We start from the raw sequence: 15,258 nt of genomic DNA on the forward strand, positions 1-15,258 counted from the left end.
CTGTCTTTTTTAAAAGCAAAAAATAGGGACGGGGCACCTGTCCCCGTGGACCATATAAATTATTTGTAAATTTATCCGATAATAATAATGGGTACAGCCAAAGAAATTTGGTGTCACAAAGCTATAGGGGCTAAGGAGTGATTCTATGCCAGCCAGCTGCCAGGCCCTAAAATTTTATAGGAGGAATAGGGAATGAAAAAATTTACACCTGCAGTAGCTGCCGTTCTTGCATTGGGAATGTTGTTCTCAGGTCCGGCTTTTGCAGCACCAAAAGATAATCCTAAGTCGGAAAAGGTACAGAAAGTGAAGGAGAATCAACAGTCTAACAAAGGTCAGACTCAGCAGCTAAAATCTATTGACAAGCAATTAGATAAGATTGAAGAAAAAATAACCCATTATCAAGAAAAGCTGCAGAATCTTTATAAACCTATTGAGGATTTGGAAGGAGAAACTGCCGATCCAACAGTAGAAGAAGAGACTCCTGAAAGCAGTGAACAAGGAGCGGAAGAGCCATCAAGCGAACAGGAGGACACAAATGCTCTAAGTGAGTCTGGCACAGAAGAAACTAATGAGGATTCCAGTGGAAATGAAAGTAATGTTGATGCTGCCACAGATAATGAGGATGTATCTGAAGAGGAACTTATTAGTGAAGATGGTAGTGACAGTATAGACAATGATGATACAACTGAAGTCGATGAAGCAGACAGTTCAATTGACGAAGAAGCTGGGGAAGTAGAAGAAGAATTAAATGAATATCCAGGTTATGCTGGCAAATTCAATGCACTTCAAAACCGCTTAGATGCAGTAAATAATCGTCTGGATTCACTCGCTGCAAAAGGAACAGCTGCCGAAGAATGGCAATCTCGTTATGGCAGAATTAAATTGCTTAGTACTCAGATTAACGAAGTTTTAACGACGCTTAAAGAGTTACAGAATGATGTACAAGAAAAAGTGGATAATGATGAATCTGCAGAAGAGTTGGAACCAGCAAAATCAGAGGTTCCAGCATCAAAAGAATGGAACATAAAATTTTCTCGAAAACTTAATGAAAAAACACTTTCAAACTTAGACATAATTGTTCTTGATACAGCGGAAAACCTTATTGAGACATCAATCAGTTATTCTGAAGAAACAAAATCAATAACAATCAAACCAGCCCAGCCGTATAAAGCAGGCGAAACTTATACGCTATACATCGGCAAGGATATCTCAGGGGAAAATGGCTTAAAGCTAAAGAACTCTGTAAAAATGACTTTTTCAATTGAATGGTTTGGAGCCTCACTCAGTATCGAAAAGTTCAACTTTTCATAGTTGAGAGCTAAATGAAGTTTTAATGCAGCGCTAGTGCTATGAACTATATTCAAAGAGAAAGAAGGGAACTTCTTGAAGTTGTTAAAATTATTTATATCTCTCATTCTGCTGCTGGTTATTAGTGCAAATCCTTCAGAAATAAGTGCGGCCGGTACAGAGGACGATTTTTGCTCCCAATTTAAAGGACAATCAAAAATTTGGTGGGATGGGATTGAGTTAAAGCCAGGACAAATCGGACGATTGAGTATTAAGCAGAATACACCTCTTTTTAAATTAGAAGGAGAGAAAAAGACTATTTCCCGTACGTTGAAAGCAGGAGAGTTTTACCGTATCTATGCATTTAAGCCGGGTATGTTAAGTGTGGGTGGAGGATATTATGTTGATCGTGATGTAAAAATCACCTATCAAACTCCAAGTAAAACAAAACTAGCAGCGGTAAAATGTATCAACAACCCATTAAAAGCTGTTTCTTATAAGGAACTTGAGAAATCAGTAATCTATGAAGGAGACCTTGGCAAAATTGAGAAATACCTAAGCAATTATGATGATAAAGATGATCTTTCTAAATTATTGGCTCAGGTATCATATTTAAGTACGGATAGAAATAGATTTGGATATAACGAAATTGCAGTCTTATTACTAAATAGCGGTGCAGATCCAAACTTCGAAGATTTTCAAGGTTTTACGCCATTGTCTCATGCCGTTCTCCAGCAAAACGCTGGTTTAGCCAAGATATTAATTGAAGCAGGTGCAAGCACAGACTTTATTAATCCTATTTCAGGTGAACAATTAATAGATGAAGTGTATGAAACTGGAAACTCTGACCTTATAAGACTATTCGAAGAAAACTGGGTAATTTCCGTCTCTTAAACATGGAGACGGTTCTGCTGCTTCCTTAGAAAGAAAGCTCTGTGGAGAGAAACCTCTACAGGGCTTTTCTTTTTGCGGGAAACCGAATCCGTTCGATTGTCTTGTAATTTGGTCTTAATACCTAGTCCGAAGGTATCGTTTGTTATTGTGAATCAAATTTATCACTGCAAATATAATCCAAACAATCCTAACTTTTTCAATCTCCTTCTCCTTTCCGATTTTTATCATGAAAGATTTTACTATAAATATTTTATAGGTTAGGAGTTTATTATGAATTTATTGCCAAAATTATACCAAGAGCATCATAGGCCAATAGCGGACTGTGCTATACTCGAAAGTTGAATATTCAGATAAATAATAATAATAAAGACCTAGTATAAAAGCACCGATTTCTATTGTTTTGTTAAATTATTACTGCTAATCTAGTTCTGAAAGGAACTGTTGGCAGATTCGTGACTTTAGTTACTGAACTACTTGCTAAAGAGATACAAAGGGGGATGAGTTTGTGAAACGGTTTTTATATGTCCTGGGGTTTTTGCTGCTGCTTACAGGATTCTCAGCTCAGGCCTATGCGGCCACTGATAAAAGCCCAGCTGAAATAAAGAAGGCTGGGAGGTTTCAATTTACTGTAAACGATGAAGCAGGCCGGGAGTATCAGGCGGTGATCTATCCGCTGCGTGAAAAGGTGGTGAAAAATAAGAACAGAAAGATCTGTAAAGGCCGTTACCAGATGGCCCTGCTAAATGAGCACGGAACAGCAAAGCTCCACGAGGTCTCGCTTTCGTTAACAGCGATTCCGAAAGAGGGAAAGCTTTCAGGTGCCGGGACAGCTGCGATGCTTCCTGAGTCGGCTGAAACGCCATCGATTTTTGGATCAGGACTTCATTTTGAGGGATCTGACTATTTAACAGATTTATTTTATGTGAAAAATGGCAAGCTGCAGCGGATCAGTATTTTTGATGGAGAGAATGAACAACTTCCTGTGATCATTAATTCTGATACCGACGTATTGGGATCTGCTTTTTCATTTAAATTTGATGATGACAGGTCAGATAGTTATTTTACAGCGAAAGCTGTTTTTGACCGTTTAAACAGCCGGATGAATTATGTTGAAGTCAAGGAACATTTCTCAGATGGTACAGTAAAGGATCATCCGGTGTATGGAGCAGATAAGGAAATACAGTTCGCGGATGAAAATCTTGAGGCTGCTGTCAGGGAAGCGATTGACAAACATAGCGGTCCCATAATGGTGAGTGATGTTAAAGATCTGAAGGAACTTTATGCCGGCTATTCAGGGATAAGTGATCTCGCTGGACTGGAGTATTTTAAAAGTCTGGAAAGTGTTGATTTGAGCGCCAATGTATTAACAGATGAAAAATTGGCACCGTTAGCGGACCTGAAAAATTTGAAGAAAGTCGAACTCTATCTAAATAATATCGAGAAATTCGATATCATGATTGATTTGCATTCGATAGAGTATGTCGGTCTTGCGGGAAATCCGATTGAAACTCTTACATATGAAGATGACTCGAGAACCCTCAAAGGCCTTGACTTGGGCGGAACAAAGGTTACAGATCTGGGAATGCTGAGATCTTTCCCGAATCTTGAGGAGCTGTATTTGGGCGGGAACGCTATTGCCGATCTTACACCGCTAAGCAATTTGAAATCATTGAGGACGCTGGATTTGCAAAAAGTCAGCATAGAATCATTTGAGCCTTTGAGATCACTTGAAAACTTGGAGTCCTTAAATATCCGTGATTCCTTTTATGGCACAGATGACCGGATCGACGGGTCGCCTCTTTCTAATCTGACAAACTTAAAAGAGCTTACAGCCAGCAGAGTTCATTTTGAAGATTATGAGTTTTTAAGATCAATGAGGAAGTTGGAAGCGCTGGACCTAAGTATCGGTAAATTTGATGACACCCACTTGTTATCATCGCTATCGCAACTGGAAGAATTGAATCTGTCTATGAATGGAATCAGGAACGTTGAAGGATTGCGCAGTTTGAGGAATTTAATATACCTGGATTTGAGCAGCAATTACATTTCAGATTTTTCCCCGGTGGAAAACCTGCCGCAACTTGAGACGTTAGTAACGGATTTTAATTAGGAAGGAGCAGCAGACATGCGAAAACGGAAATCCATTATGTTTTTCGCTGCCTTGTTTTTATTTCTTGGAATCCTGCCAGCACAAATGAGTGCAGCATCTAATTGCAGCGGAGTTAAACCTGGGCAAAAAGTTTGGTGGGACGGCGTTGAATTAAAGGCAGGCCAGATTGGACGTTTGTTTGTCCAAAAAGATACTGCTTTATATAAGCTTGATGGTGAAAAGAAAACGATTATTCGCACTCTGAAGGTCAACTCAGCTTACCGGATTTATGCGTTTAAGCCAGGAAAGCTGAGCGTTGGAGGAGGCTTATTTGTTGACCGGGATACAAAGGTTACTTATGAAACGCCTTCTAAAGCAAAGCTTGCGCTCGTCGCCTGTGCGAATCCGCCTATGAAAAAGCCTGCGGAGCCTGCATCCGCAGATCTTGTTTCATTAAGCCAGGAAGGGGCAGCGGTTTATTTTTATAATGCCAGGACAAAAGTGAAAGAAAAACTTGCCATAGGATCAATGTATACGGAAACGGGCATTCAAGCAGGAGACTGGATGTATTTGATCATGACAAAGAATGACAGAGCTGGACTTTACAGGGTTAACATCAAAACAAAAGCAGAAGAAATTCTGTTTAATGAAACGGCCGTGAACTTCGCAGCCGGTGATGGAAAGCTGTATGTGTTAAGTGAAGATTACGATATAAATGATGATCATATTTGGGTGAGTGATCGATATTACAGCATCACTGAAATGACATTTGAAGGCAAAGACACTAAATTGCTGAACAAGTTTCCCGTTTATGGGGGAGCTCTTTATCCGGAAAGCTTCACCTATTATGACCAGTATTTTTACATCGTGACCAGCTCATTAAATGACAACATATCCAGAGACATTTCCATCAGCAAATATTCCAAAGACGACTCTTATGAGGGGGTTGTCTATGAGGTGCAGGACCAAAACTCGGAAAGTTTTATTACTTATACAAAAGGTTCAGTGATTGTGATGGAGTCTGTTACAGGAGAAGGGAAGATAAAAAGGGAGTTTAAGCCTGGCAAATAGGTAAGGGCTCTGCCGGATTTGGTTTCTGGCAGAGCTTTTTAGAGGGAAGGATTGGCTTATGAATTGGCAACCGTTCAAGTTGAAAAACATATATTAGCCTGCGGAGAAGAAAGAATCCCGCCTATTGAATGGTAAAATTCTTCTCCAGTTTCAATATTCTCCCATAAGTTTCACCTTTAACAAGAGGCCCTTTTACATTGCCGTAGTTCTCGCCAAGAATGGCCTTTACTTCAGGAGGCTGGATATTGGCTACGCCAGAAATCACTTCCAGAAGGTAATTGCCATATGCAAGCGGGGTGCCGCGATTAGAGAATTGTTCGGTTGTAAAGGATCCGTCTTCTTCGATCACAGTCTTGGTCTGAGCGTGATAGCTATCGTCTGTTAAGCTGAACGAAATAAGGAGTTCAGTACCCGCTGGGAGGTTAGATGTGCCGCTAAAGGTAGCTTTCCGGTCTGCTGAAAGTTCCATTTGTGCGTCCATCTTAGCATAGATGGGGCCTGAGGCAGCCTTCGCTTCTGCTGCTTTCTTGGCTTTTTCGGCTTCTTCCTTCTTGCGTTGTTCCTCCGCTTCAGCTTTTGCTTGAATTCCATTTAGGATCGCTTCTTGTTCGTTTTCTGAAAGGCTAAAGAAAGGCGCCGCTTCTTCAAGCTTACTTTTCAACTCTTCATTTTCCGTTTGCAGCGTCTTGATTTTTTCGGCATCTTCATTCAGCAGATCATTTTGCTGGTTAAGCTTTTCGGAAATTTCCTGATTTCCATCTTTTAAGGCATCTATTTCATTTTGAGAAGGACCCAGTGCCGCTCCAATTGAAAATGAAATCACACCAATCAAGATGGGAATCCAATAATTTTTGGAGGGAAACGCATTTCCGGTGTCTTTTTTAAAAGATAATGTCATTTTACATACCTCTGCTTCCATATTCTAACCATATAATTCTATCAATATAGAAGGATGAGAGGTATATGAAAATTATGGGAAGAAACATGGGGACGGTCCTGCTGTTTCCATAGGTAGAAGGAAAGCTCTGTGGAGAGAAATCTTTACAGGGCTTTTCTTTTTGCCGGATCCCGAATCTGTTCCATCTGCAAGAAACCTGTCCCTTTGCTTTCATCATTCCATCACCTTTATTCCCGATTGCTTATTCATACTCCCCTAGTTCTTCAACAGAAATATCATAAAGTGCAGCTAACTGTTCCATTCTTACTGTACAGGGAAAATATCGATCATTTTCCCATGCGGATATCATATAAACACTTACTCCGATTATTTTTGCTGCCTCTTTTTGGGTTAAGTTACGGGCCAATCGTTTCATTCTTAATTTGTGACCTATAGCTGGATACATATGAAAACCTCTTAAGATGATATTTATAGGTATATTTTACTAATTAATAATAATTATAGTAGTTCTAATGCCACTTAATTATGGAGGTTTTCGCCAAGGAAAATGGTGTTTATTAGTTTGTTTCTTTCAGTATTATAACTCTAGGCATATTCTTACACCGTTGTAATTCAAGTCAGGGGTACTAGCTGCGTCCTTTTGACAGCCTAAAAAAAGCCCTCTTAACCAGGAAGAAATTGATTAATTAAAGCGGGAAATTCTCACATTCAATTGAATTACCATATATTTGAGAAAACCAAATTATAGGCAGAAGATGACGGGCGAAAAGTTCCGTTTTTTTCTAGAATGAGCAGCTGTCATTAAGTCAGCTGTTTATCTTTCCAGCTTGGGAATTTAATGAGGATTTGGCTAATAAGAAGAAAATTCACGTTCGAAATCTCCATTTTATGTAAATTTGTATATATACCAATTTTTGCTATAATCAACAATGTGAAAGAAGAATGAAACCTGATGATTAACTTCCTTCATAGACACCGGAAAAGAGGTGCGAATTTGAAACGTTTTTTGATTTTCTTAATCCTGCTTTTTGCACTTTCCGGCTGCACTCAAAAAAGCGAAGAAGGAATTCGAACTGAAATATATGCAGCAGGAACAACCTATTTAGAATCTATGCAGAAAAGCGTGGAAGAACTGGACCAATCTCCATCAAAGAGTGTTGTATCAAATTCAGATCACTTTAAGGATGTATGTACAAAAAAATTTGATTACAGCAAGCTCTCAAGCAAAGAAACAAAGTTTGTTGATAGAGTCGGAGATTTAAGAATAGCTTATGAACACGTGGTAGACAGCCGCAATTCTAAATATAAAGACAGTTTCAATGAAGAAGCAGCATTAAGCGAATTTAATAGTTTATCACAAAAATTTATAAATAATTATAAAGTAGATAAATAGAGTAAGATTATTGCGAGTTAAGAGCAAAGGTCCAGCCAGAGCCGCCTCTTCCTGCATCGGAAATCAACGGGCAGAATTCATAAACCAAAAATAACAAACTTTGAAAAAAGAGCCTAAATGAAAGAAGGCGAATCACATAGAAGTTCAGCAGAAAATTGATAAATTTAATGAGCTATTAGAAGATATGAAGCAATTTATCCAGCCTAAAAGAGAAAAAACCGTGTTTTCCATAGGCGGAAGAGGGCATTATGAAAATCCCATCAGTGATGTAATGGCTTTCTATTTGGATCCAAGTGAAGAGCATAATTTTGGGACACTTTTCATATCAAGTTTCTTAACAGTGTTAGGGAAGAGCTTAGAGATTATTGAAGAGAGCCCTATCGAAAAGATAGAACGTGAAGCAGTAACTCTCTCCGGGAACCGTATCGATATTGTTGCTGCAAGCGAGAATTGGGTTCTTGTGATCGAAAATAAAATATATCACTCTCTGCTTAATCCATTAGATGACTATGAATTATATGTAAAGGCGAAATACCCTAATAAAGACCATATACTGGTTGTGCTATCGTTAAATGGTTTATCCGGCATTCCTGGCAATTGGAATAACATCTTGTATCAAGAACTGATAGAAGAAATTAAAAAACAGGCTGGGCCTTTCATGTTCACCACCAGTAATGCCAAATGGTCCTTTTTCTTAAGGGACTTTATATTGAATTTAGAAGAATTAATAGGAGAACAAAAAGTGGACAAACAATTAATGGATTTTGCGCAAAAAAACTATAGCAGAATGCTCGAGCTCCTTGAGATTAAAGAACAATATATTGATTCCTTAAGAAGGATGTTTTCATCAGTTTTATTAGAGACCACAGGCAGCGCTGTGCTGGATAAGGTTCATAACTGGTCAAAAAGAACAGCTATACGATTCTATTGTCCCGATAAATGGGGAGAGAAAACAAACCTTGTTTTAGTGGTGCTTCCCCAAGGTGATTTCAAAATTTATTATTATGTATACGGAATTGAAGAACAACATCATGAGGCTGAAAATAAAAGATTGATAATGAATGATTATAACCATTGGAAGGAAAATAAGGGAACCATATTATGCTATAAATCAGAAAAAAGATTTGATATGGAAGGTGCAAAAGAAGAATTTACATTTGCGGCACAGCATCTGAACCATTACTTTTCCTCTTAGGAAACAGTTATTTCTATTATCAAAGTCAAAACTTCAGGAGGAGATTCGAAAATGAAATGAAAATTATATTTAGCAGCGATATGTTAGTTATTCCTTTTGTATTCTCCACAGTAAATGCCGAAGCAGCATCTGCAAAGGTCTAGTAGGATGGAACAGAATTGAAAAAGGGACAAATAGGCAGAGTGACGATGCTGAAAACCGGGTTCTCTATCTTTAAGTTAGAAGATGGGAAAATGGTTCCAGCCCGTTATGTGAAAAAGGGTGGAGTATTCCGCGTTTATGGAATCTGCCGTGATGACTACACAACGAATTATGCTTTGGAAGCCAACCTGTTTGCCTATAGAAGCAGCCACCGAATGGATGGCAGCAACGAATATTTTCAAAAGAATTTATTCTATGAGACACCTTCTAAAGCTAAGCTGGAGTTAGTTAAGCAAGTAAATAACTAAATTGGTAGCCAGCTGCTCAGCTGGCTATTTTGTTGAAGTTGCAGTATTGACAGGCTAATAAGCGTAATAAATAATTTATGTGATAAGAGTATATTTAATCTATCTCTTAAGACCGGAAATCCAGGCTGGGGGCTTGAACTTTGGATATACAGCTAATTGGACTAGTAATTCTCACGTTAATCATTCATTTAATTGATACTTTGGCATATTCCGTTCGCCTTAATTCTGTTAAGAGCGGAAAATTTGCACTCTCCATTTCATTGTTTAATATCTTTGTGCTGTTATCAAGAACGGCAAACATGTTTCAGGCACCTTTAATCGGCGGTTTAATCGGCGCGAGTATTGCTGCTGGACAGGACTCGCTTCCTGATATCAGGCTGGTCATTTTTTCCTCTACAGCTGGTACGCTGCTAGGTATAGTATGTATTCCTACTTTTCTAAGGATTTTTTCTAAAGCTGTTGATAAGCTTGAGATTACTGGATCTGTGCCGTCTATAGTAGCAGAGTCCCTGAAGATAAATACGATAAAGCGAATAGTTAAGAGCACCACAAGTCCTCGAAGAAGAATGCTTTTTAGCATCAGATACAAGCAGATACCCAAGCGTTTCCTGCTCCTGAATACAATTATAACCGCCATCTATACGATTGGTGTTTTGTCTGCTTATTATGCAGCCTCTTTTGTTCCTGAAGAACACCGGCTGGCTGCATCTGCATCTTCCGGTATGATAAATGGTGTTGCCACAGTTCTATTAACATTATTGGTTGATCCGCAGTCAGCTATTATTACAGATCAGGCACTTAGACAAAAGCGGCCATATGGAGATGTGAAAGCACTTGTTATTTTGCTTATTGGTACAAAGTTGCTGGGAACTTTAATTGCACAGATATTTGTATTACCAGCTGCAAAAATTATTGCGGGCTTCTATAGTTAGGAATTTGCCAGCGAATTGAATGATTATGGATCCGGAGTCTTTTTTCAGCAGAAAATATTCGAAAGTTGGAATAAATAAAGAAGTATTCTGTGAAGCACATGCCCAATTCTTCGAAAGTATTATTGGTTAAATGTGACTACACTTACCATTGATGCTGAAAAGCTGGGAGTAACCCCTATGGAAATAATCAATGCTCTTGCTGATAATAGTATTGAGGCACGACCGGTGTGGAAGCCGCTGCATCTGCAGCCATTATTTAAAGGAGCAGGATATTTTTCACACACTTCCACAAAAAGTGTTTCTGAATAACTCTTTAATACTGGAATCTGTCTCCCATCAGGTTCAAATCTTACAGAAAAACAGCAGGAACGAGTCATTGAAAGTGTATTAGGTGTCTGTCAGAGCCAATTGAAGTTTGTTTTGCAAAAGAGATGATGATAGAGGCTTAATAGTTAATTGTTTAACATTCTAGCTATTAAGAAAGCAAAAGAGCTCAGCTGAAGGCAACTCAGCTGAGCTTTTTTGACTCTTGAATTTGAAAATAGTGGAAAATAACACATTAATAATTAATAATCATATATAATACAAATGTACTAGAAAAGGAGGTTGGATTCGTGAAAAAAGCACTAACATTCCTACTTATTACCATGGTGTTACTGGGATTAGTTCATTCCTCGGCAAGCGCAGCGGGAGAATGCAATTCCTACAGAGAAGCCACAAGGATATGGTGGGATGGCGTGGAACTGAAAAAGGGCCAAATCGGCAGGCTGAATATCGAGAAGGATACACTCTTATTCAAGCTGGATGGCAATAAAAGAATCACTTCCAGAACTCTAAAAAAAGGGGAGTTCTACCGGATATATGCCTTTAAGCCAGGAATGCTAAGCGTCGGTGGCGGGTATTATGTGGATCGTGATGCGCGGGTGACTTATGAAACGCCAAGTAAAGCAAAATTAAAAGGAGCGGAATGTATACATAATCGTTTTGTAAATTTGGGCTCGCAGATACATAATACGATTGCTATTACTGGTGCGGCGGGCTATGCGCCGGATGGGACAGCTCTCATGTATGTGCTGCTGCAGGGGGAGCCGGCCAAATTTGTGGCGATTGATATCGTCAGAAATAAAGTATGGGATGAAAAGACGTTAAATGGCGCTACCAGTGCATGGGCTATTTCTGCAGACACTAGCGGGAATGTCTGGATTGGCGGTACACCGAATGGGCATTTATACCACTATAACTCTAAGACAAAAACGTTATCAGACAAGGGAAGGGCAGCCGCAAAAGGTACATCCATCCATGACCTTGAAGCAGCGGGTGCTGGAGTTGTTTTTGGAAGCAGTTCTCCCAATGGCGGTGTTTTCAAATATGAAACCGGCAAAGGATTCACAGACCTGGGACAGGTTTTATCCGGAAAAACATTAGCGAGGAGCCTGGCATATAACGAAGAAAACAATACATTATTTGCCGGGGTCGGGGCAAAAGCCCAGCTGGTTGCATGGAATCTAACTACTAATAAGAAGCAGAGCATCCTTCCGGGTAAATATCAGGGTGAAACATCTGTTTACGATTTAGATGAAGAAAATGGCCTGCTTTTTGCCAAGCTGGAGCCGAGCAAAAAGATCCTTGTCTTTGACAGCCGCACTTTTGCCTTTAAAGAGGAAATTCCGGCAAGCTCCCGTGGAGTTTCCCAGGTTAACGCGGATGAGGACTCTGTCTACTATTCACATGGCTATGCTCTTCGCAAGTATAACCTGAGCAGCGGTAAGACCAGCAGCATACCGGGAACACTCAAAGGAACCGAAGCTGTTTCGATTGATTTGATTGATTTGAAGCATAAAGATTACCCGGGCGGCTCAGTGATTGCCCTTTTAGGGAATTCAGGCACTTATTTATTGTACAACACCGCTAAGAATGAACTGCAGATTAATAAGCTGAATCTGCCAAACCAGTCCATTCCGATCTACAACATAGAGCGGGGACCCCGGGGACAGATAATTTCAAATGGTTTTGTCTCAGGGCAGGTTAGTACATACAATCCGCAGACCAAGGAAACGAAAGAGCTTTTAAAAATAGGCCAGGCTGAATCGATGGCAACATTAAATGACAAGCTGTATCTGGGGGTTTACCCGGGAGCTGATGTTTATGAATACGATCCATCACAGCCTGTTTCCGGCGGAAAGCTGCCTCCGCTCTTTAGTATAGGCAACGGGCAGGATCGCATTGTGGCAATGGCTGCTGATGAAACAACCAGGAGTCTGTTCATGGGAACTCATCCGAAAAACGGCGAAACCGGCGGAGCATTGGCAGTATACAATCCGGCTTCAAATAGCAAAACGATCCGGAGGAATATAGTTCCTGAACAAAGTGTTGTATCCCTCGCGTCAAGCGGCGGCTATATTTACGGAGGAACCACTATCTTCAGCAATGGCAAAAATGAATCGCAGAAAACAGCTGTATTCTTCCGTTTAAACAGCAAGAATCCGAACGGAAAAATCGAACAAATACCGCTTCCGCTAACAAAGCCAAGAATGATTCATAGCCTGGCTGCTGCTCCTGATGGCACGATTTGGGGATTATCGGACGGAAACTTGTTTGCTTACGATCCAAGGACGAAAAAAACAAAAACAATGAACATCACCCCAGCCACGAGCGGCCGATTCAAAAATGGAACACTTGTGATTGGAAAAGACGGCATGGTATATGGGACTGTTGAGGAAAACCTGTTTATGGCGAATCCGAAGACGATGAAAAAGACGATATATACGGGTGCAGCTGCTTCTGATATCACGATGGATAACAGCGGGAATGTATATTTTAAAGATGGCGCTGAGCTGTGGATGTTTAGGTGATTGGTTTATAAAGCTTAATTACTTCAGAGTGCGGCCATTCATGAACGGAGTATTATAATAGATTGTATTATTCATAGAACAAGGCAGCTGGATTATTTGCCAGCTGCCTTGTCTATGTATCTACTTCACTTTTTTCATCATAAATTTGTAATCTTCATTTCCGTCTAAATAGCCAGTTATGTATCCATTATTATATTTACCGGCTAAATCTACCGTTACATAAGATCCTGGCTTCTGTATCCAAGAACCGGCTTTAATTTCGATAGATTTTGTTCTTATATCATACGTGTTGGATGTTGTAAAAACACCTGAAGGTACTCCTGGGTTTTCATCAACAGCATAGAAATGGAACTCTCCTGTTCTTCCATTTAGAACTAATGTAACGCCTGTCAGTCCCTGCCCGGCTGTATATGTCCCCTGATAAGTGCCAAAAAGAGGAGCATTTTCTTTTTTCACTTGAGAAAGCTTAGCTTTAGAAGGAGTTTGATACCTAACCCGCTTGTCCCGGTCAATATAATACCCGCCGCCGACCCCTAGCATGCCAGGTTTGAAATTATAGATGCGGTAAGTTTCCCCAGGCAAAAGATTGCGTTCAAATACTCTCTGGTTGCCTTCTAGCTTAAAAAGGATTGTTTCTTCCAGCACAGCCAATCTGCCAATTTGACCAAGCTTCAATTCTACTCCATCCCAGAAAACTTTGGCTTCTGCCTTGTTTGCATTCGGCGCAAAAAGACTGAATCCTATTGCTAAGGTGAGTGTAAGTATAATAGCTTTTACTCTGTTCATGTGTCTTCCTCCCTATTAAAATGGTTTAATTAGTTGATTATACAGCAAATGGATTTAATGGTAAATATTTTATTAGTTCCAAATTCCTATTAAAATATATTTGTACCTATCTATGTCTAATTGACTATCAATAGGAATATAAATACAGATGCTGAAATAATTAGATTCTTCACCAATAATTCTCATATTCTGCTATAATAGGAAAGTCATAATATGTAAATTAAGGAGGATTTTTGGTGCATAAAGGAATTAAATCTATTACTTTTGTCATAATTTTGGCTTTCGTGCTTAGCAGTTTTTCTTCCAGTTCTTTTGCGCAGAGTCAAAATGAAAATATTGCTGGTTCCCCGGTGCTGACATCAAGCCAGATGGGGGATTTTGTTTTGATGCATAATCCATCTCCATTGCTGCAGGGAGTATCGATCTATCAGCTTGCTGAATATTATTTGAACATTGGACGGATTGAGGGAATTCGCGGTGATATTGCGTTTGCCCAGGCGATTAAAGAGACCGGTTACTTTAAATTTGGCGGAGATGTCATTCCTGAACAGAATAATTATGCAGGTATTGGCACAACTGGCGGCGGTGTGAAAGGTGCATTCTTTAAGACTGCTGAAGAAGGGGCTCGTGCCCAAATTCAGCATTTAAAGGCATATGCTTCAAAAGAACCGTTAGTTACGGAGAATGTTGATCCTCGTTTTCATCTCGTTACACGGGGAATTGCCCCAAAATGGACAGATCTGAATGGCCGCTGGGCTGTGCCGGGGAAAAATTATGGCCAGGAGATTCTGGAAATCTACAATAATATGGAGAAAATGACCATCCAAATTCCGAATGTTTCATTGCCTTCCAATCATAAGCTGCCGGTAGCGAAACTGGTTCCGCGCAGAAATGTGGCGATGTATACTCCGGATGGCAGGCCGTATAATACACTGCAGAAAGATGTTCATTATCGTGTATACGGGGTAAAGGGAAGCTATTATGATGTAGGCGGGGGCTACCTTGTAAAGGGTGACAGCGGCAAAGTGGGTATCTATATCGGAAGAGTCTACATAAAGGATACAAATATTCCCCTTTATGGTCCGGATCATAAAATCAAACGGTATCTGAAAAGGGGAGAAACCGTCCGCGTATACAGCTATGATAATAAAAGCTATGACGTAGGGGGTGGCTATTACATTAAAAAAGGAAGCAACCAGACCTATTATTTAGGTACAGCCTCACTTAAGCAAAATACCGTTCTTTATGATAAGAGCGGAAAGGCAGTCCGCACGCTTAAAAAGAATGAATCCTACCGTGTATATAAAATAGACAGCAGCAAGCTCGATCTTGGAGGCGGATTTTATATTAACTATGATAAAAAGATGATAGACTATGTGAATTAAAGGAAAAGCCGGCAAACTTTTTGCCGG

14 protein-coding genes and 1 riboswitch are annotated in these 15,258 nt (G+C 39.8%); of the genes, 11 read left to right on the top strand and 3 right to left on the bottom strand.

Going from position 1 to position 15,258, the window contains the following annotated elements:
• Nucleotides 1-80 precede the first annotated feature (80 nt).
• Nucleotides 81-164, top strand: a riboswitch (cyclic di-GMP riboswitch).
• 28 nt (nucleotides 165-192) lie between these two features.
• The 4 genes from ACTHRG_RS05080 to ACTHRG_RS05095 all read left to right on the top strand — a co-directional run bounded on the left by ACTHRG_RS05080 (nucleotide 193) and on the right by ACTHRG_RS05095 (nucleotide 5,341).
• Nucleotides 193-1,311, top strand: coding sequence for an Ig-like domain-containing protein (locus ACTHRG_RS05080; RefSeq protein ID WP_440230700.1), 1,119 nt, complete (start codon nucleotides 193-195; stop codon nucleotides 1,309-1,311).
• Nucleotides 1,312-1,383: 72 nt separating this feature from the next.
• Nucleotides 1,384-2,181 carry an ankyrin repeat domain-containing protein gene (locus ACTHRG_RS05085; protein ID WP_440230701.1) on the top strand — a complete coding sequence of 266 codons (798 nt, stop codon included), beginning with the start codon at nucleotides 1,384-1,386 and terminating at the stop codon, nucleotides 2,179-2,181.
• A 505-nt stretch (nucleotides 2,182-2,686) separates the two neighbouring features.
• Nucleotides 2,687-4,291, top strand: a complete 1,605-nt coding sequence (locus ACTHRG_RS05090; protein WP_440230702.1) for a leucine-rich repeat domain-containing protein — start codon at nucleotides 2,687-2,689, stop codon at nucleotides 4,289-4,291.
• A 15-nt stretch (nucleotides 4,292-4,306) separates the two neighbouring features.
• A complete protein-coding gene (locus tag ACTHRG_RS05095) occupies nucleotides 4,307-5,341 on the top strand; it encodes a hypothetical protein (RefSeq protein ID WP_440230703.1) in 1,035 nt (344 codons plus the stop codon).
• A gap of 121 nt (nucleotides 5,342-5,462) precedes the next feature.
• Here the strand turns inward: ACTHRG_RS05095 and ACTHRG_RS05100 are convergent, their stop codons facing one another.
• Nucleotides 5,463-6,239 (bottom strand): hypothetical protein, encoded by a 777-nt coding sequence (locus tag ACTHRG_RS05100; protein WP_440230704.1) that lies wholly within the window; start codon nucleotides 6,237-6,239, stop codon nucleotides 5,463-5,465.
• Nucleotides 6,240-6,480: 241 nt separating this feature from the next.
• Nucleotides 6,481-6,684, bottom strand: coding sequence for a helix-turn-helix transcriptional regulator (locus ACTHRG_RS05105; RefSeq protein WP_440230705.1), 204 nt, complete (start codon nucleotides 6,682-6,684; stop codon nucleotides 6,481-6,483).
• A gap of 549 nt (nucleotides 6,685-7,233) precedes the next feature.
• Here ACTHRG_RS05105 and ACTHRG_RS05110 point away from each other — a divergent pair.
• The 6 genes from ACTHRG_RS05110 to ACTHRG_RS05135 all read left to right on the top strand — a co-directional run bounded on the left by ACTHRG_RS05110 (nucleotide 7,234) and on the right by ACTHRG_RS05135 (nucleotide 13,060).
• On the top strand, nucleotides 7,234-7,632 hold the full coding sequence (locus ACTHRG_RS05110; protein WP_440230706.1) for a hypothetical protein: 399 nt from the start codon (nucleotides 7,234-7,236) through the stop codon (nucleotides 7,630-7,632).
• Nucleotides 7,633-7,816: 184 nt separating this feature from the next.
• Nucleotides 7,817-8,827: a PD-(D/E)XK nuclease family protein gene (locus ACTHRG_RS05115; protein WP_440230707.1), complete on the top strand. Its 1,011-nt coding sequence runs from the start codon at nucleotides 7,817-7,819 to the stop codon at nucleotides 8,825-8,827.
• 158 nt (nucleotides 8,828-8,985) lie between these two features.
• Complete coding sequence (locus tag ACTHRG_RS05120; protein WP_440230708.1) at nucleotides 8,986-9,276, top strand: hypothetical protein; 291 nt, start codon at nucleotides 8,986-8,988, stop codon at nucleotides 9,274-9,276.
• A gap of 140 nt (nucleotides 9,277-9,416) precedes the next feature.
• Nucleotides 9,417-10,208 (top strand): lipid II flippase Amj family protein, encoded by a 792-nt coding sequence (locus ACTHRG_RS05125; RefSeq protein ID WP_440230709.1) that lies wholly within the window; start codon nucleotides 9,417-9,419, stop codon nucleotides 10,206-10,208.
• A gap of 177 nt (nucleotides 10,209-10,385) precedes the next feature.
• Complete coding sequence (locus ACTHRG_RS05130; RefSeq protein WP_440230710.1) at nucleotides 10,386-10,517, top strand: hypothetical protein; 132 nt, start codon at nucleotides 10,386-10,388, stop codon at nucleotides 10,515-10,517.
• Nucleotides 10,518-10,822: 305 nt separating this feature from the next.
• Nucleotides 10,823-13,060, top strand: coding sequence for a hypothetical protein (locus ACTHRG_RS05135; protein ID WP_440230712.1), 2,238 nt, complete (start codon nucleotides 10,823-10,825; stop codon nucleotides 13,058-13,060).
• Nucleotides 13,061-13,180: 120 nt separating this feature from the next.
• On the opposite strand, the gene ACTHRG_RS05140 is transcribed toward ACTHRG_RS05135, so the two are convergent.
• Nucleotides 13,181-13,846 carry a hypothetical protein gene (locus ACTHRG_RS05140; RefSeq protein WP_440230714.1) on the bottom strand — a complete coding sequence of 222 codons (666 nt, stop codon included), beginning with the start codon at nucleotides 13,844-13,846 and terminating at the stop codon, nucleotides 13,181-13,183.
• Nucleotides 13,847-14,082: 236 nt separating this feature from the next.
• Between ACTHRG_RS05140 and ACTHRG_RS05145 the strand changes: the two genes are divergently transcribed.
• Complete coding sequence (locus ACTHRG_RS05145; protein ID WP_440230716.1) at nucleotides 14,083-15,231, top strand: glucosaminidase domain-containing protein; 1,149 nt, start codon at nucleotides 14,083-14,085, stop codon at nucleotides 15,229-15,231.
• Nucleotides 15,232-15,258: the final 27 nt, after the last annotated feature.

Source organism: Cytobacillus sp. SAFR-174, from assembly GCF_051964675.1.
Classification (GTDB): Bacteria; Bacillota; Bacilli; order Bacillales; family Cytobacillaceae; genus Cytobacillus.